The organism is Pseudomonas mohnii (assembly GCF_900105115.1).
GTDB classification, from domain to species: Bacteria; Pseudomonadota; Gammaproteobacteria; order Pseudomonadales; family Pseudomonadaceae; genus Aquipseudomonas; species Aquipseudomonas mohnii.
The window spans coordinates 4,531,852-4,549,042 of the sequence record NZ_FNRV01000001.1; the positions used below are offsets into that span (position 1 = coordinate 4,531,852).

Genomic DNA, 17,191 nt, shown 5'->3' on the forward strand with positions numbered 1-17,191 from the left:
AGAAAGCACGGGGGCCTTTTCAGGCCGCCTAATCTATTGGACCGGGGCGGGGTTGTCACGGACCAACAGGCCAACGGAGCAAATCAAGGCGTGCACCTCGCTGCAGGTGCTGGCTTGCCCGCGATGGGACGCCTCGGCCCGTCAGGCGTGCCCCGGTGTGTTCAGGTTCATTGAACGCTCTGCCAACGCCGACGCGGTGGCTTCATCCACTGCGAGAGAGAAGCGGAACGTCGCGCCGCGCCCCGGTACATCGATCAGCTGAATGTCGCGGCCGTGCAATTGCAGGATGCGGTGCACGATCCGCAGGCCCAACCCGCCATCACGCCGTGCCCCGCCAATATTGAACGGCCGCAGGAACAGGCCTTCGCGCAGCTCGGGGGCGATGCCGGGGCCGGTGTCGCTGACGGTGACTTCAATAAACGATCCCTGTGGCCGCAAGCCGAGTTCGATCTCGCCACCTGGCGGGGTATGGCGCAAGGCGTTGTCGAACAGATTGGTCAGCACCCGTTCGATCAACCCCAGATCAGCCCAGGCCGCCGAAACGTTTGGGGCAAACGTGGCCTTCAATTCGACCTGCCGCGCCTCGGCCGTCAGCTCGAATTTCTGGAAGATGTCCTGGGCCAGGTCGGTCAGGGAGAAGCGCTCCAGCACCGGTTGCACGAAGCCATGTTCGAGTCGCACCAGTTCCAGCAGCGATTGCGCCAGGCCACCGACCTTGCGGCTCTGGTCCAGCGCGATGCCCAGGTAACGACGACGGTCGGCGGGGGACAGGGTGGCGTCCTTGAGCGACAGGGTTTCCAGGTAGCCATGCAGCGAAGCGAGCGGTGTGCGCAGGTCGTGGGAGATGTTCGCCACCAGTTCGCGGCGTTCCTGATCCTGGCGGGTCAAGGTGCGCCATTGCTCACCGAGGCGTGCCTGCATCTGCCGGAACGTGGCGTCGAGTATGGCGATTTCGTCATGGCTGGCGGCTTTCTCCAGCGGAGCCGCTGTGGGCGGCGAGACCGGAACGCCGTCGATGTCGAACTGGCTGACGGTTTCGGTCAGGCGGCGCAATGGCCGGGTGATCAGGGCGAACGCCGTGAGACCGGCAATCAGGCACAGCAACGCCACCAAGCCGATGGACAGCAGCGCCGTATTCAGCGCCGCGCTGGTCGCACCGCGTTCGGCGAGGCGATCATGGTCTTCGCCGAGTAACACCACATAGAGATACCCGGCCGGTTTGCCATCGACCTTGAGCGGCGCGGCGCTGAACACCTTGCGCCCGTCGACACTGCGTGGATCGTCGCCGGGAATCGGCAAGGCGTCGCCCCTGAGCAGGCGCTGGATCGGCGCCAGGTCGACCCGCTCGCGGCGTATCCGACCCTCCGGCGCGGCGCTGCCGACAATCTTGCCCTCGGTGTCGAGCAGGTACACCTCGACACTCGGGTTGACCAGCATCAACTGGCTGAACAGATCGCGCACGGCACCGGGCATCAGGCCCTTGGTGTCCATCAGCACCGTGTCGCTGGCGATGTGTTGCGCCAGGTCCCGCGACAAGCCTTGCACCACTTCCTGCTCGTGCATCTGGTTGGAGCGCACCTGCATCCACGCCGACGTGCCGCAGCACACCAGCAGCAACACGGCGAACACCAGCGACAGGCGTTGTGTCAGGGTCAACCTCATGGCTGCTCCTCCCCGGTCGCGAATTTGTAGCCGCGCCCCCACACCGTCAGGATGCGCACCGGTTGCGCCGGGTCGGTCTCGATCTTGGCGCGCAGGCGGTTGATGTGGGTGTTGACCGTGTGTTCGTAGCCTTCGTGGCTGTAGCCCCACACGGCATTGAGCAGGTCCATGCGCGAAAACACCTTGCCGGGTTGGCGGGCGAAGAAGTAGAGCAAGTCGAATTCTCGCGGCGTGAGGTCCAGGCGCCGACCGTCGAGGGATACTTCGCGGGTGATCGGATCGATGGCCAGACCGTCGAGGATCAGGCTGCCAGCATCCATTTTCAGGTTGCGCGCCATGGCGTCGACCCGGCGCAGCAGCGCTTTGACCCGGGCCACCAGTTCGAGCATGGAAAACGGCTTGGCCAGGTAATCGTCGGCCCCCAGTTCCAGGCCGAGAATCCGGTGCACTTCGCTGGAACGGGCGCTGGTGATGATGATCGGCGTGTAGCGCGCCATGGCACGGGCGCGCCGGCAGATTTCCAGGCCGTCGACGCCGGGCAGCATCAGGTCGAGGATCAGCGCGTCCCAACTGCCTTGCTGCAGCAGGCGCATGCCTTCGTTGCCATCGGCGCAGTGCACCACTTCGAACTGCTCATCGCGCAGGTGCAGGCAGATCAGGTCGGCGATATGCAAATCGTCCTCGACCACGAGGACACGTTTGGTCTGTTCCATCCAGCTCAATCCTTCGGCGCAATGAATGCATTGTGCGAAATGCTGCTCGTGGTAGGAGCGAGCCTACTCGCGATGGAGTGTCAGTCGACACCTGCGTACCTGACACACCATCGCGAGCAGGCTCGCTCCTACATAGAAATACTCAGGCATTGTGCGGCTTTTCCGCGGCCGGAGTTATCACGAATTGTTTAACTCCCCGTGAGGATTTGGCGATCACCCCAAGCCTAGGCTGTGTTCAATGAAAACGGTCCAGGGTTTTTGGAGACGGCGATGGATTCAAGACGATTTTCGCGACGGCAATTTCTCGCAGTGAGCGGCGGGCTGGGGGTTGCAGCCTTGGCCATTGGCCTGTTGCCCAAATTTTCCGCCAGTACCGCGCTGATCAGCGAGGCGGACGCGGCAGAGGTGTTCGAAGTGACCCACAGCGACAGTGAATGGCACGCGATCCTGAGTGACGAACAGTACGAAATCCTCCGTGAAGAGGGCACTGAGCGGGCCTACAGCAGCCCGCTCAACAATGAGCACCGCGACGGTACGTTTGCCTGTGCCGGTTGCGACCTGCCGTTGTTCTCCTCGACGACCAAGTTCGACAGCCATACCGGTTGGCCGAGTTTCTGGATGCCGCTGGACAAGGCCGTCGCCACCCGTCAGGACCGCTCCTTCGGCGTGCTGCGCGAAGAGGTTCACTGCCGGCGTTGCGGTGGGCATCTGGGCCATGTCTTCGATGACGGCCCAAAACCCACCGGGCTGCGCTACTGCATGAATGGCCTGGCGATGACGTTCGAGCCCAAGGCGGCCTGATTCCTATCCCTTGTTTTTTGCCGCATCGAGTTTCTGGATCCGGGCGCATCGGCCGACGCCTTTACCTTCGGCTGATGGTCCTCAATTCTTCAGGAGTCAACGTCATGAAAAACCTGTTCACCTGGCGCCGTACCTTATTGGGACTGGCCGCTGCCGGCCTCATCAGTCAGTGCTCGGCGTTCTCTTTCGGTGGTGCTGAAGAGGCTGTCGTTCTGCCGCCTCCGGCCCTGGATGAAAGCACGCAGGCCCACAGCGAAACCGCCGTGTTTGCCGGTGGTTGCTTCTGGGGCGTTCAAGGGGTGTTCCAGCATGTCAAAGGCGTGAAAAATGCCGTCTCGGGGTACGCGGGTGGTGCCGCTGACACGGCCCGGTACGAGCGCGTCAGCAATGGCAATACCGGACATGCGGAGTCGGTTGAAGTGACCTTCGACCCGAGTCAGGTCAGCTATGGCTCCTTGCTGCAAATCTACTTCTCGGTGGCGCACAACCCGACCGAGCTCAACCGTCAGGGGCCGGACACCGGCACCCAGTATCGCTCGGCCATTTTCACCCAAAGCAGCGAACAGCAACGGGTGGCCCAGGCCTACATCAGCCAGCTCGACGCCGCTCATGCATTCAACAAACCGATTGTGACCAAACTGGAGAGCTACAACGGTTTCTACCCGGCGGAGGAAGAGCATCAGGACTTTCTGACCGAGCATCCGACGTACCCTTACATCGTGATCAACGACCTGCCGAAAGTGGCGCAGCTCAAGCAGCTGTACCCGGATCGCTATCAGGAAAAACCGGTGCTGGTGAAGGCGAGGATGTGAGGGGCGGCGAGTGCTTGCCCCACATCTTCACGGCGAAGTCGACGAAACGACGCAGTTTCGGCAGGCGATGTCGATCCTGGGCATAGACCAGGTGCATCGGCCGGCTCGGCAGTTGATAGCTCGGCATCAGGGCGACCAGTTTGCCTTCCCGCAGGTCTTGCTCCACCAGCGCATCGGGCACCATCACGATGCCCATGCCGGTGCGCGCCGCTTGATGCAAACCCGCCGAGCTGTTGATCAGCATCGGACCGCTGACCGCCACCTCGACTTCGCCTTCAGGACCGTGCAGGCGCCATTGCCGGGCCACTGATTGCCAGTCATCACCGGCCGGGTAGGCGAACGCCAGGCAGTCGTGCTGTTGCAGGTCTTCGGGTTTTTCCGGGGTGCCCCGACGCGCCAGGTATTCCCTGGAGGCGCACATGGTCAGGGTGTAGTCGATCAGCGGGCGGGCGATCAGGTTGGACGGCTCGAGCGCGCCCAGGCGGAAGGCCACGTCAAAGCCATTGTCCAGCAAGTCCGGGCGTCGATTGGTGAGCACCACGTCCAGCTTCACCCGCGGGTTATGCAAGCTGAACTCACTCAAGGCCGGCGCCAGGCGCTCGGTGCCGAAGGTCAGCGGAGCGGTGATACGCAGGGTGCCGCTGGGCTCATCGTGGGTTTGCTCCGCCAAGCGCTCGGAATCGGCCACCAGCCCCAGCACTTCGAGGCAGCGTTGATAGTACGCCGTGCCAAATTCGGTCAGGCGCTGGCGCCGGGTCGTACGGTTGAGCAGGCGCACACCCAGGCGCTGCTCCAGGGCCTTGAGATGATTGCCCACCATGGTCGTGGACATCTCACATTGCTGCGCGGCGGCGGTCATGCTGCCGGCTTCGACCACACGTACGTAAACGCTCATTGCCTGGAACAAATCCATTATCAAGCCTGGCTTTAAAATGAATGAAGTTTTGCTGAGTTTATCCAGCGCTGGTGGCTAACCATACTGCAAAAACACCGACCATAGAGGGAGCTTTTGCCATGACCGCCGCCTGCCTGATGAGCACTTACCAACCGCTGGCCTTGAGTTTCACCAAGGGCCTTGGCACACGCCTGTGGGATCAGGCCGGTCGTGAATACCTGGATGCGATCGCCGGCGTGGCGGTGACCAACGTCGGCCACTCACACCCGAAAATCGTCTCGGCCATCAGCGAACAGGCCGGTTTGCTGTTGCACACCTCGAACCTGTACAGCATCGATTGGCAGCAGCAACTGGCGCAGAAACTGACGCGCCTGGCCGGCATGGAGCGGGCGTTTTTCAACAACTCCGGTGCCGAGGCCAACGAAACGGCGCTGAAAATCGCGCGGCTGTATGGCTGGCACAAAGGCATTGAGCAACCGTTGGTGGTGGTCATGGAGAACGCGTTTCATGGCCGGACCCTGGGCACCCTGTCTGCCAGCGACGGCCCGGCCGTGCGCCTGGGCTTCAACAAGTTGCCGGGGGATTTCGTCAAGGTGCCGTTCGGCGATCTCAAGGCACTGGATCAGGTGCAACAAGCCCATGGCCCGCGCATCGTGGCAATTCTGATGGAGCCGATCCAGGGCGAAAGCGGCGTGCAACTGGCGCCGCCGGGCTATCTCAAAGCCGTGCGTGAGCTGTGCCATCGGCGCGGGTGGTTGATGATGCTCGATGAAATCCAGACCGGCATCGGCCGCACCGGCCAGTGGTTTGCGTTCCAGCACGAAGGCATCGTGCCGGACGTCATGACCCTGGCCAAAGGCCTGGGCAATGGCATCCCGATTGGCGCTTGCCTGGCCCGTGGCAAAGCCGCCGAACTCTTCACGCCCGGCAGCCATGGCAGCACCTTCGGTGGCAACCCGTTGGCCTGTCGGGTCGCGTGCACCGTGCTGGACATCATCGAGGAACAGCAACTGCGGGAAAACGCGCGGATACAGGGCGAACGCCTGCTCGAAAGATTGCGCGCGGAACTGGCGGACGACCCGAACGTGTTGGCGATTCGCGGCCAGGGTTTGATGATCGGCATCGAACTCAAGCAACCGATCCGCGACCTGTCCCTGATCGCCGCACGGGATCACGGCCTGCTGATCAACGTGACCCGGGGCCAGATCATCCGCCTGTTGCCGCCGCTGACGATTGATGAGCGGGAGGTGGAGATGATTGTCAGGGGGATAGCGTTGTCGATAGGAGCTGCCTGAACCGGGTTCTCGTGCAGGAGCCGCTTGTGGCTGCTCCTACACGGGCGGAGTCTGTGTTGCGAAGGAGGTGATTTGCGCCCGATTCGTCAGCTGAATGCGCGAGCCAGTGAAATCCTCGAACAGCCGCTGATGCGCCGCAAACCCACTGGATCCCTTACGCTTGCGATAGCAACCGGCCCAGTCCAGCAAGGCGATCAGCAACAGGTCATCTTCATCGCGCCCGGCCTCGCGCTGGCGAATGTTGGCCACGCAATCCTCATCTTCAACACTCAGCCAGATCAACGCGGTGGCGCGGGGCAGAAGTTCGCTGGCGATCCAGCCATACACCCCTTCGATGACCCAGCGCTCTTCACTGGCCGCCACCCGTGCCATGGCCAACGCCTCGTTCCGGGGGCGGGCGATGCTGTGTTCGTCAGATATCCAGTGAATGCGGTCGAGATCGGTCCATGGCACGTGCAACGGCTGCGACAGTCGCTCTGCCAACCAGCTCTTGCCGGAACCTGAGTTGCCGATGATCAGGGTTCGAGTGAGGTCCAATTCGCATCGCCTCTATTCGTGACACGATCCATTGTAGGAGCGAGCCTGTCGAATCGTCGCACCGTCGCGATGGTCGTTAACGATATCGCGTGTGGCCTGGTTAAACGCGGCGCACTCGGGTCCATCGCCAGCAGGCTGGCTCCCACGGGTTTGCGGTCATGTGTAGGAGCGAGCCTGTCGAATCGTCGCACCGTCGCGATGGTCGTTAACGATAACGCGTGTGGCCTGGTTAAACGCGGCGCACTCGGGTCCATCGCCAGCAGGCTGGCTCCCACAGGTTTGCGCTCATGATCAGGAGCGGTGGTCATCCCTTCAGTCTTCAGCTTCGGGCGGCACCATGCGCGTCTTCGGCGCTCCATTGGCGTTGTGCTGATAGATATCTTGCGGCTGACCCTGATCATTGAAAAACACCTGGCCGATCCCCGCCGAATTCCATAGCCGTTCACCGGCCTCGGCATGCTCGGGGACGTACGGCACGATGCGCAGGCGCCGACGTTTGGTCAGCCAGTTGAGCGGTGAGCGCGGCGAGTACAGCCAGCGATTGAGGCGATCGAACCACTCGAGCAGGGCGCGGGGGAATTCGTTCTTGATGCCGCTGCTGGTAATCTGCCAGATATGCGGCCCGGCCTTGCGGTGTCGGATCAGCACTTCGTAGACAAAGGAATAATGCACATCCCCCGACAGCACCACGTAATTAGCCGGCGTGCGCGAGTGTCGGAAAATGTTCAGGATCACCTGCGCCGCACCGCGATGGGCCATCCAGTTTTCCGCGTCCACCAGCAGTGGATAACCGCACCAACTGAACACCCGCTGCACGGTCTCGATCAGTTTTACACCGTAGATCGGCGCCGGCGAAACGATGATCGCGCACGGGTGATCCAGCAGTTCCTGTTGCAGTTCGCTGAGGGCTTCCCAGTCGAGCAGGCCCGAGGGTTGCTTGAGGTTCATCTCGCTGCGCCAGCGCCGGGTGCGGGTGTCGATCACCACCATGGCTGGCTGGGTGGGCAGCACGTAGTGCCAGTTCTGAAATGTCAGCAATTGGTCGATCAAGTCATCTTGCACAGGGCTGTCGAGATAACGGTCCTGCCCGGTGGCGCTCAACAGGCGCGCGTTTTCAAGGACTCCGCTGAAGGCTTCCGGGTTGTTGCCCCAGCCCTGGCACAGCATGTAGGCCAGCAGTGCGTTGCCGATGATGCGTTTGGAAAACGGATGGCCGTAGGCCGTTTCCTCCCATTGCGCGGAAAGATTCCAGTCATCGGTAATGTCGTGGTCGTCGAAAATCATCAGCGTCGGCAAATGCGCCAGCGCCCGGGCGACCTTGCCGAGCCCGGTCTTGAAGCCATCGATGCGGGTTTGTTCCAGCGCATAACGTTGAGCCCTGTCCGGCGTCAGTGTCGGCGGCTGCGGGGCAATCAAGGTCCAGGGCGTGGGCGACCAGACCAACACATACATGGCCATGACTTCGGCGAAGGTCACCAGATGGTTGTCGGCGTTGCTGCTGGTGAAAATCGGCTTGCGCGCCCCGCCGAAAAATCGCTCGCGCAAGGTCTCGTTGCTCTCAAGCGCCGGTAACAAATCCGCACGGTGGTAGTAGCTGGCGGGATGCTCGTAGAGTTTGGCGCTGTCACTGACCACGGCACCTTCCAGGTGCTCGCCGAACAACCCCAGTCGCTCGATCAAGGCATGAATGGCCCGCAACATCGGCCCGGCGACATCGTCAGCGTACACCTGATCGCCGCTCATCATCAGCAGTGCCGGGCGCTCGCTGGCTTCATGGGTTTGCGCCAGCAAGGCATCGACACACAGCAAGCCGTCGGCTGACGGGTGATGAGGTTTGCGACAGGAGCCGTGCAGCAACTGATCGATGCGTGAGCGCAGAACGAAATTCGGACGACGGGCATCGCCGTACAACAGATGGGGCGCCCAGTCGGCGATACCTGTTTGTGCGTCATCGATCAGCAGGTCGTACTCAATCAGCGTGTCCCAGGGCAGGGCGGCCTCCAGCGTCACGTCGATCAAATGCACGAAGGCCTGCGTGCCCACCTGAATGACTGTGCATTGTCCGGCATCCAGACGCCTATCGGCGATGCCCTGCACGCGCAACGTCAGTGCCAGCGACCGTGAGCCGACCAGCCACATCACCAGCCGCGTGGGCTCCAGACGGCGTAACAGCGGCCCGGCCAGAACCGGTGGCAGTGAATGATGATCAGCAGGCAATGGCAGAGTGACGGACATCCGGGTTCAAGACTCTTGGGGCACCGAAGCGGGCGATGATAGCGCAGGTCGTTGCTGCTGCCTGTTAACGTTGAAGTGATCAGTGTCAGCTGACCGATGGCCAATAGAGGCTAGAGTGAATGACCTGACTGTCGACACGCTTTCGCTCAGAGAAGAGGAACACATGAAGAAGATCATCCTGCCGGCGCTGGCCATGTTGATCGTTGCCCAGTCCCCGGCCTATGCCATCAACGACAAGTACCGCAAACAGCTCGAACAATCCGGTTGCACCCAGATGAGTGAACTGGAGGGCTGCGATATCCACAAGAGCAAGGCCGAAAACGCCAAGGCCGGGTTCAGCAATCCGCAAGCGCCGGTCGCCAACGACAGCGCGAACACCCAGACGCCGTATGCCGGGCAGTGGGTCGCCAAGAGCGACGCCGGAGCGACCGTCGCCACCATACGTATCGACTCGAAGGAGAACGTCTGGGTCAATGGCAAGCGGGTCAACGCCAAGCGCACCGACGGCACGCTGCAGTTCCGCCAGGGCAAGATGACGTTCACGATCCAGGGTGATCGGCGCCTGACGGGGGAAGACTACTGGACCGACAGCGATGCCGGGACAAAAGGGCCCATTGAGGTCGAATAATCGCGGATACAGGCCTGTCGCTACGGTATTTCCTCTGTCGCATTAGCCCGGCGTGGTGGCCGTCGGTGATGGGCGGCGCGGCGTTGGCCCGGCCATCGAAATCCAGCGTTTGTGCCACGCTGATGGGGTGCCCAAACGGGCGGTATCGCGGGTGCTGGCGATAATACTGGGGTCCTGGTCGAACGCGGAATAGGGTTACGCCGCCAATTCCCCTGTGGGAGCGAGCTTGCTCGCGATGGTCGTCAACGATGACACGTGCTTTCAGGCTAAACGCGGCGGTCTTGGGTCCATCGCGAGCAGGCTCGCTCCTACAGTGGTCCTGGTCGAACGCGGAATAGGGTTACGCCGCCAATTCCCCTGTGGGAGCGAGCTTGCTCGCGATGGTCGTCAACGATGACGCGTGCTTTCAGGCTAAACGCGGCGGTCTTGGGTCCATCGCGAGCAGGCTCGCTCCTACAGTGGGCCTGGTCGAACGCGGAATAGGGTTACGCCGCCAATTCCCCTGTGTGGAGCTTGCTCGCGATGGTCGTCAACGATGACGCGTGCTTTCAGGCTAAACGCGGCGGTCTTGGGTCCATCGCGAGCAGGCTCGCTCCTACAGTGGTCCTGGTCGAACGCGGAATAGGGTTACGCCGCCAATGCCCCTGTGGGAGCGAGCTTGCTCGCGATGGTCGTCAACGATGACGCGTGCTTTCAGGCTAAACGCGGCGGTCTTGGGCCCATCGCGAGCAGGCTCGCTCCTACAGGTGGTTTTTCAGTATTGGGCTAAGCCTCCCAGCCCGCCCCGGTCACCGCCGCCTGCACCAGCGGGTGTAAATCCTCCCCGTGATGCTCGGTCTGCCAGGCCAGCAGTGCCTTGCGCATGCTCGGCGCCCAGAACATTTGCAGGTGATTGCGCACACTGAGCACGGCCTGTTCCTGGTCCGGTTGGCTGGCGAAGTACTGGGCGATCTGGTTGGCCATCTTGATCAGGTTGTCGTTGCTCATCGGCGTGCCTCCGCCTTATCGCCACGGGCCTGGCGCCGATCCTTGAGCAAACGGTCCTGTTCGTCGCTGAAGGCCTGATAGCGCTTTTGCCACTCGGAAGGGTGATAGACGCGGCTGACCTCTACCGCCGTGACCTTGTACTCCGGACAGTTGGTGGCCCAGTCGGAGTTGTCGGTGGTGATCACGTTGGCCCCCGATTCCGGGAAGTGGAAGGTGGTGTACACCACGCCCGGCGCAACCCGTTCGGTAATCCGCGCACGCAATACCGTCTGCCCGGCACGGCTGCCGATGCCGACCCAATCACCTTCGTTGATGCCCCGGCTCTCGGCGTCGGTCGGGTGGATTTCCAGGCGGTCTTCTTCGTGCCAGGCAACGTTTTCGGTACGCCGGGTTTGAGCGCCGACGTTGTACTGGCTGAGGATGCGCCCGGTGGTCAGCAGCAGCGGATAGCGACTGTTGACCTTCTCTTCGGTGGGCACGTACCCGGTGAGCATGAAACGCCCTTTGCCGCGCACGAATTCCTCGATGTGCATGGTCGGCGTGCCGTCCGGAGCCGCCGCGTTGCACGGCCATTGCAGGCTGCCGTGGCGCTCCAGTTCGGCGTAGCTGACGTTGGTGAAGGTCGGTGTCAGGCGGGCGATTTCATCCATGATTTCGGACGGGTGTTTGTAATTCATCGGGTAACCCAAGGCATTGGCCAGGGCCACGGTGCCTTCCCAGTCGGCCTTGCCGCCCAGCGGTTCCATGACCTTGCGCACCCGGGATATACGCCGTTCGGCGTTGGTGAAGGTGCCGTCCTTTTCCAGGAACGAACTGCCCGGCAAGAACACGTGGGCGAACCTGGCGGTTTCGTTGAGGAAAATGTCCTGCACCACCACGCACTCCATGGCCGACAACGCGGCGGTGACGTGCTGGGTATTCGGATCGCTCTGGGCGATGTCTTCACCCTGGCAATACAAGCCCTTGAAGCTGCCGCCCAGGGCTGCTTCGAACATGTTGGGAATGCGCAGGCCCGGTTCGGATTGCAGGGTGACGTTCCACGCCTGTTCGAACTGCGTACGCACCACCTCGTTGGAGACGTGCCGGTAGCCGGGCAGTTCGTGGGGGAAGGAGCCCATGTCGCAGGAGCCCTGCACGTTGTTCTGACCGCGCAGCGGGTTCACGCCCACGCCTTCGCGGCCGATGTTGCCGGTGGCCATGGCCAGGTTGGCGATGCCCATGACCGCGGTGCTGCCCTGGCTGTGTTCGGTGACGCCCAGGCCGTAGTAGATCGCTGCGTTGCCGCCCGTGGCATACAGGCGCGCGGCGGCACGGATGTCGGCAGCGGGTACACCGCAAATCGCGCCCAGCACTTCCGGTGAGTTTTCTGGCCGGCTGACGAACTCACGCCAGTTGGCGAAATCGCTGCCTTCGCATCGGGCGTCGATAAAGGCCTGGTTGAGCAGGCCTTCGGTGACGATCACATGGGCCAGGGCGTTGAGCATGGCGACGTTGGTACCGGGGCGCAGGGCCAGGTGATATTCAGCGCGGGCGTGCACCGAATCCACCAGATCAATGCGGCGAGGATCGATCACAATCAGTCGTGCGCCTTCACGCAAGCGACGTTTGAGCTGGGAAGCGAACACCGGGTGCGCATCGCTGGGGTTGGCGCCCATCACCAGGATCACGTCGGCCTGCATCACCGAGTCGAAACTCTGGGTGCCGGCGGACTCGCCCAAGGTTTGTTTCAGGCCATAGCCGGTCGGCGAATGGCAGACCCGCGCACAGGTGTCGACGTTGTTGTTGCCAAACGCGGCGCGTACCAGTTTTTGTACCAGGTAGGTTTCTTCGTTGGTGCAACGGCTGGAGGTGATGCCACCGATGGAGTCGCGGCCGTATTTCTGCTGCAGCCGGCGGAATTCGCTGGCGGCGTAGGTCACCGCTTCGTCCCAGCTGACTTCCTGCCAAGGGTCGTTGATGTGCTGGCGGATCATCGGTTTGGTGATGCGATCCGGGTGCGTGGCGTAGCCCCAGGCAAAGCGCCCCTTGACGCAGGAGTGGCCGTGGTTGGCCTGACCGTTCTTGTCCGGCACCATGCGCACCAGTTGCTCGCCTTTCATCTCGGCGCGGAACGAGCAGCCCACACCGCAATAGGCACACGTCGTGATCACGCTGCGCTCGGGCTGGCCCAGTTCAACCACGCTTTTTTCCATCAGGGTCGCGGTCGGGCAAGCCTGCACACAGGCGCCGCAAGACACGCATTCGGAGTCGAGGAAGTCATCCCCACCGGCAGCGGCCACGCGGGACTCGAAACCGCGCCCGGTAATGGTCAGGGCAAAGGTACCCTGGGTTTCTTCGCAGGCACGCACGCAACGGTTGCAGACGATGCACTTGCTCGGGTCGTAGTCGAAATAGGGGTTGGACGTGTCCTTCACATCGGCCAGATGGTTGTCGCCTTCATAGCCGTAGCGCACTTCGCGCAGGCCGACTTGACCGGCCACGGTTTGCAGCTCGCAATTGCCGTTGGCCGAGCAGGTCAGGCAGTCCAAAGGGTGATCGGAGATATACAGCTCCATGACGTTGCGGCGCAGGGTCGCGAGCTTCGGCGTCTGGGTGTGCACGGTCATGCCTTCGCTGACCGGCGTGGTGCAGGACGCCGGGTAGCCGCGCATGCCGTCGATCTCCACCAGGCACATGCGGCAGGAGCCGAAGGCTTCCAGGCTGTCGGTGGCGCACAGTTTCGGAATGGTGGTGCCCAGCAATGCGGCGGCGCGCATCACCGAGGTGCCTTCGGGCACGCTGATGCTGCGGCCGTCGATGTTCAGGGTGACGTGCACGTCGCTGTCACGGGCAGGGGTGCCCAGATCGATATCGGTTTTCGGGTCGAAGAGAGTGATCATTGCTCGGCCTCCGAGGGCTGCAAGCCGAAGTCGGCGGGGAAGTGCTTGAGGGCGCTGGCGACCGGGAAGGAAACCATGCCGCCCAACGCACACAGCGAACCGTATTGCATCGTGTCGCACAGGTCCTTGAGGATGATCACCTGCTCATCGCGACCGCTCGCGTCCGGTGCGGCCAGCAAGCGGTCGATCACCTCGACGCCGCGGGTCGAGCCGATGCGGCACGGCGTGCATTTGCCACAGGATTCCTCGGCGCAGAACTCCATGGCAAAACGCGCCATCTGGGCCATGTCCAGGCTGTCGTCGGCCACCACTACGCCTCCGTGACCGAGCATCGCGCCCATGGCGGCGAAGGCCTCGTAATCCAGCGGCGTGTCGAATTGCGACGGCGGCACCCAGGCGCCGAGGGGGCCGCCCACTTGAGCGGCTTTCAGCGGCCGACCACTGGCGGTCCCGCCGCCGTAGTCGTCCACCAGTTCCCGCAGGGTCAGGCCAAAGGCCCGTTCCACCAACCCGCCGTGACGCACATTGCCCGCCAGTTGAAACGGCATGGTGCCCAGGGAGCGGCCCATGCCGTAATCGCGATAGAACTGCGCGCCCTTGGCCAGAATCAGCGGCACCGAGGCCAGGGTCAGCACGTTGTGCACCAGGGTCGGCTGGCCAAACAGGCCCTTCAACGCAGGGATCGGCGGCTTGGCACGTACGATCCCGCGCTTGCCTTCGAGGGAGTCCAGCAACGCGGTTTCTTCACCGCAAATGTACGCACCGGCGCCGACCCGCACTTCCATGTCGAAGGCCAAGCCGCTGCCGCCGACGTTGGCGCCGAGGTAACCGTTCGAACGCGCAATTTCCAGCGCTTCGCGCAGGGTGGCCACGGCATCCGGATATTCCGAGCGCACATAGATGTAGCCGTAGGTGGCGCCGACGCACAGGCCGGCAATGGCCATGCCTTCGATCAGCAGGAAGGGGTCGCCTTCCATCAACATGCGGTCGGCGAAAGTGCCGGAGTCGCCTTCGTCGGCGTTGCACACGATGTACTTTTGCGCCGCTTCGGTGAGGCGCACCGTGCGCCATTTGATCCCGGCGGGGAAGGCCGCGCCGCCACGGCCACGCAGGCCTGAATCGAACACCTCAGTCGCGGTCTCCTCGCCGCCAAGGGTGACGGATCTGTTCAAACCTTCGAAACCGCCATGGGCCCGGTAATCGTCCAGGGACAGCGGCCGGGTGATGCCGGCGCGGGCAAACAGCAGGCGCTGTTGAGTCTTCAGATAGGGCAGGTCTTCCACCAGGCCCAGGGCCAAAGGATGAGTAGACGGCTCGCCTTTCAAGGCTTCGAGCACTGACGGTACATCGTCAGCCGTCAGTGGGCCGAAGCCGAAACGGCCTTGCGGGGTGTCCACTTCCAGCAGCGGTTCCAGCCAGTACAGGCCGCGTGAACTGGTGCGTTGCAGCTCCAGCGGCAAATGGCGTTCGTGGGCCTGAGTGGTAAGGGCCGTCGCCACCTCATCGGCGCCCACGGCACGGGCCAGCGAATCACAGGGCAGATAGAGAGTCGGCATCAAGCGTCCTCCCGGCAAGCATCAAGCAAGGCATCCAGACGCTCGGCACTGAGCCGCGCATGCACCCGGCCATCCAGCTCCAGCGCCGGCGAACAGGCGCAGGCCCCCAGGCAATACACCGGCCGCAAACTGATGCTGCCATCGGCGCTGCTGCCGTGGTCGTCCAGTTGCAGGCGTTCGCGCAGCTGCGCGGCCAGTTGCTCGGCGCCGCGACTCTTGCACGACTCAGCCCGGCACAGCCGCAGAATGTGCCGAGCGGGTGGCGCGGTGCGGAAGTCATGGTAAAAACTGATCACCCCGCGCACCTCGGCCTGACTCTGGTTCAGCGCATGGGCAATCTCGGGGACGGCGGCATCGGGGATGTAGCCGATGCGCTCCTGAATATCGTGAAGAATGGGCAACAGCGCACCCGCAGCGCCCTTGTGGCGCTCCAGCAGGCTGTTGACCAAAGGCAAGTGCATACTCTCATCAGGCATTCAGCAATCCTCACGGTCACGGACAAACCATAGGGTTGTCGGTCGTCCGAAAGTGTCGGCTGCGGCATTCACACCACGTCACGGTATCGTGGCATTGTCAGGCCGTTGGCCAGGGCACCCTCAATGGGCATCTTGTTGCGCCCGACGCGGTCTTCGCCGCGCCTCTACCGGGCATAAAGGGCAGCTTGCCACGCCGCTATTGATCGAACTGCACCAAAGCGACGTGCTCGGTTCTGCCTACGACTCTCCATTCAGTCTAGATGAGTGCCGCCAGGGGCGTTCACTCACTGGCCTGATGCCCGGAGGGCTTGTCGAGGGGGATGTATAGCAAGCATTGCAGGTGAGAAGAAGCATCAGAACCGTGGGCGATTCTGCGGAGCAGATGGGTCGAGCCATTGCGGGGAAAACGGCGGAGTGGGGGTTGGCCCTGCACTGTCGATCGAGATACGGTATGAAGTCATGCACAAGCCGTTCATTGGATAAACAGGGAAAGACAGATGATTGACTTCAACAACAAGGGATTCTTCAAACTCAAGCAAAACGACGAATACGCCGAACGCGTTTCAGCCCTGTTGATCGACGGCGAACACGTTATCGATGCCTACAAATCCATGCGCGACGGCGTGGTGTTTACCAACAAACGCATCATCTCGGTCAACGTCCAAGGCATCACCGGCAGCAAAAAAGACTTCACCTCGTTACCGTACAAAAACATCGTGGCGTACTCGGTTGAAACCTCGGGCACGTTCGACCTGGACTCCGAACTGGAGATTTATTTCTCGTCGCTGGGAAAAGTGAAATTCGAATTTACCGGCAGGACTTTGATGGTGGAAATTTCGAAACTGATTTCTCAGCATCTGCTTTGACCTGACGGTCTGCCGAATCCCCGCCCAGCCAAATCCCGCCCGATAAAAAGCCCCGAGAACTCGGGGCTAATCAAAAAGGGAATCACCTTGAAAATTAATCTGTGCCCCTTTTTCGAAATCATCCAAGTCAGTTTATTTGCTGGCCGAGGCCATCAGCACGCCAAAGCAAAAAAAGGTAGTGCCCGACAGTTTGCCGACAATCCGGGCGCCACTGTTCGTGGTGAGCCAGCTTCTTGCACTGTTGGCCATGAGGGCATATCCGGTATGAACCAGTAGGACGAGCAAGCTATAGGACGACACCAGCAAGAAGAACTGGCTGTAGTAGTTACCCTCCGATTGGATGAACTGAGGGAATACTGCGAGAAAGAAGAAACCGGCCTTGGGATTCAGCAACTGAATCGACAACGCCTCGGAAAAACGACGCCACGGACGCGAGGACGTGACTTTGAGTTCGGGGATGAAACTCTTGGCACGCCACATCTTGATCCCCAGATACAACAAGTACGCTGCACCCACGTACTTGAGAAGGGTGAACGCAGTGGCCGAGGTGGCCAGGATCACCCCGACGCTACTGGCGGAAATACCCGCGACGACAAAAGCACCCAACGCGATACCAAAGATACCGGGCAGCGAGCCAGTCCAGCCATGACGCAGGGAGTTGGAAATCGTCAACACCACCCCAGGGCCGGGGCTAAGCACGGTCAAGGTTGCCAGAATGATAAACAGTCCGTAATTAGCCATGAACCACTCCATTAAATAGGGCATTCCGAAGACACTGCTTAGCCCAAAGGATGTACTCGCGCAACAAATCTGCAAAAAGAGGACAGATTTATTGTTGGATCGATTCCG

Annotated in this window: 14 protein-coding genes and 1 pseudogene; 5 read left to right on the forward strand and 10 right to left on the reverse strand. The window is 61.8% G+C overall.

What is annotated here, in order from left to right:
* Positions 1 to 141: 141 nt before the first annotated feature.
* Both BLV61_RS21080 and BLV61_RS21085 read right to left on the reverse strand, forming a co-directional pair.
* Positions 142 to 1,662, reverse strand: coding sequence for a sensor histidine kinase (locus BLV61_RS21080; protein ID WP_090467257.1), 1,521 nt, complete (start codon positions 1,660 to 1,662; stop codon positions 142 to 144).
* Positions 1,659 to 2,375 (reverse strand): response regulator transcription factor, encoded by a 717-nt coding sequence (locus BLV61_RS21085; RefSeq protein WP_090467259.1) that lies wholly within the window; start codon positions 2,373 to 2,375, stop codon positions 1,659 to 1,661. The genes BLV61_RS21080 and BLV61_RS21085 overlap by 4 nt, the downstream gene beginning before the upstream one ends.
* 270 nt (positions 2,376 to 2,645) lie before the next feature.
* Between BLV61_RS21085 and msrB the strand changes: the two genes are divergently transcribed.
* Both msrB and msrA read left to right on the forward strand, forming a co-directional pair.
* Complete coding sequence (msrB, locus tag BLV61_RS21090; protein WP_090467261.1) at positions 2,646 to 3,176, forward strand: peptide-methionine (R)-S-oxide reductase MsrB; 531 nt, start codon at positions 2,646 to 2,648, stop codon at positions 3,174 to 3,176.
* 104 nt (positions 3,177 to 3,280) lie between these two features.
* Positions 3,281 to 3,988 carry a peptide-methionine (S)-S-oxide reductase MsrA gene (gene msrA / locus BLV61_RS21095; RefSeq protein WP_090467263.1) on the forward strand — a complete coding sequence of 236 codons (708 nt, stop codon included), beginning with the start codon at positions 3,281 to 3,283 and terminating at the stop codon, positions 3,986 to 3,988.
* Positions 3,989 to 3,998: 10 nt separating this feature from the next.
* Here msrA and BLV61_RS21100 read toward each other — a convergent pair.
* Positions 3,999 to 4,901 (reverse strand): annotated as a pseudogene (locus BLV61_RS21100) (LysR family transcriptional regulator); the annotation flags it as partial.
* A gap of 101 nt (positions 4,902 to 5,002) precedes the next feature.
* On the opposite strand from BLV61_RS21100, the gene BLV61_RS21105 reads away from it, so the two are divergent.
* Positions 5,003 to 6,178 (forward strand): aspartate aminotransferase family protein, encoded by a 1,176-nt coding sequence (locus BLV61_RS21105; RefSeq protein WP_090467267.1) that lies wholly within the window; start codon positions 5,003 to 5,005, stop codon positions 6,176 to 6,178.
* Between the two features lie 36 nt (positions 6,179 to 6,214).
* On the opposite strand, the gene BLV61_RS21110 is transcribed toward BLV61_RS21105, so the two are convergent.
* A complete protein-coding gene (locus tag BLV61_RS21110) occupies positions 6,215 to 6,715 on the reverse strand; it encodes a P-loop NTPase family protein (protein ID WP_090467269.1) in 501 nt (166 codons plus the stop codon).
* Positions 6,716 to 7,027: 312 nt separating this feature from the next.
* Positions 7,028 to 8,950 carry an alkaline phosphatase D family protein gene (locus BLV61_RS21120; protein ID WP_090467271.1) on the reverse strand — a complete coding sequence of 641 codons (1,923 nt, stop codon included), beginning with the start codon at positions 8,948 to 8,950 and terminating at the stop codon, positions 7,028 to 7,030.
* A gap of 163 nt (positions 8,951 to 9,113) precedes the next feature.
* Between BLV61_RS21120 and BLV61_RS21125 the strand changes: the two genes are divergently transcribed.
* Positions 9,114 to 9,578 (forward strand): hypothetical protein, encoded by a 465-nt coding sequence (locus BLV61_RS21125; RefSeq protein WP_090467273.1) that lies wholly within the window; start codon positions 9,114 to 9,116, stop codon positions 9,576 to 9,578.
* Positions 9,579 to 10,343: 765 nt separating this feature from the next.
* On the opposite strand, the gene BLV61_RS21130 is transcribed toward BLV61_RS21125, so the two are convergent.
* The 4 genes from BLV61_RS21130 to BLV61_RS21145 are packed head-to-tail and all read right to left on the reverse strand — an operon-like array spanning position 10,344 to position 15,476.
* On the reverse strand, positions 10,344 to 10,565 hold the full coding sequence (locus tag BLV61_RS21130) for a formate dehydrogenase subunit delta (protein ID WP_090467275.1): 222 nt from the start codon (positions 10,563 to 10,565) through the stop codon (positions 10,344 to 10,346).
* Positions 10,562 to 13,444 carry a formate dehydrogenase subunit alpha gene (gene fdhF, locus BLV61_RS21135; RefSeq protein WP_090467277.1) on the reverse strand — a complete coding sequence of 961 codons (2,883 nt, stop codon included), beginning with the start codon at positions 13,442 to 13,444 and terminating at the stop codon, positions 10,562 to 10,564. The genes BLV61_RS21130 and fdhF overlap by 4 nt, the downstream gene beginning before the upstream one ends.
* The gene (locus BLV61_RS21140; RefSeq protein ID WP_090467279.1) at positions 13,441 to 15,000 is read right to left on the reverse strand and encodes a formate dehydrogenase beta subunit; all 1,560 of its coding nucleotides are present in this window, start codon (positions 14,998 to 15,000) and stop codon (positions 13,441 to 13,443) included. Before BLV61_RS21140 ends, fdhF begins: the two co-directional genes overlap by 4 nt.
* Positions 15,000 to 15,476 carry a formate dehydrogenase subunit gamma gene (locus BLV61_RS21145; RefSeq protein WP_047538018.1) on the reverse strand — a complete coding sequence of 159 codons (477 nt, stop codon included), beginning with the start codon at positions 15,474 to 15,476 and terminating at the stop codon, positions 15,000 to 15,002. The genes BLV61_RS21140 and BLV61_RS21145 overlap by 1 nt, the downstream gene beginning before the upstream one ends.
* 497 nt (positions 15,477 to 15,973) lie before the next feature.
* Here BLV61_RS21145 and BLV61_RS21150 point away from each other — a divergent pair, with 497 nt between their 5' ends.
* On the forward strand, positions 15,974 to 16,342 hold the full coding sequence (locus BLV61_RS21150; RefSeq protein WP_090467281.1) for a PH domain-containing protein: 369 nt from the start codon (positions 15,974 to 15,976) through the stop codon (positions 16,340 to 16,342).
* A 132-nt stretch (positions 16,343 to 16,474) separates the two neighbouring features.
* Here the strand turns inward: BLV61_RS21150 and BLV61_RS21155 are convergent, their stop codons facing one another.
* On the reverse strand, positions 16,475 to 17,083 hold the full coding sequence (locus BLV61_RS21155; protein ID WP_090467283.1) for a LysE family translocator: 609 nt from the start codon (positions 17,081 to 17,083) through the stop codon (positions 16,475 to 16,477).
* Positions 17,084 to 17,191: the final 108 nt, after the last annotated feature.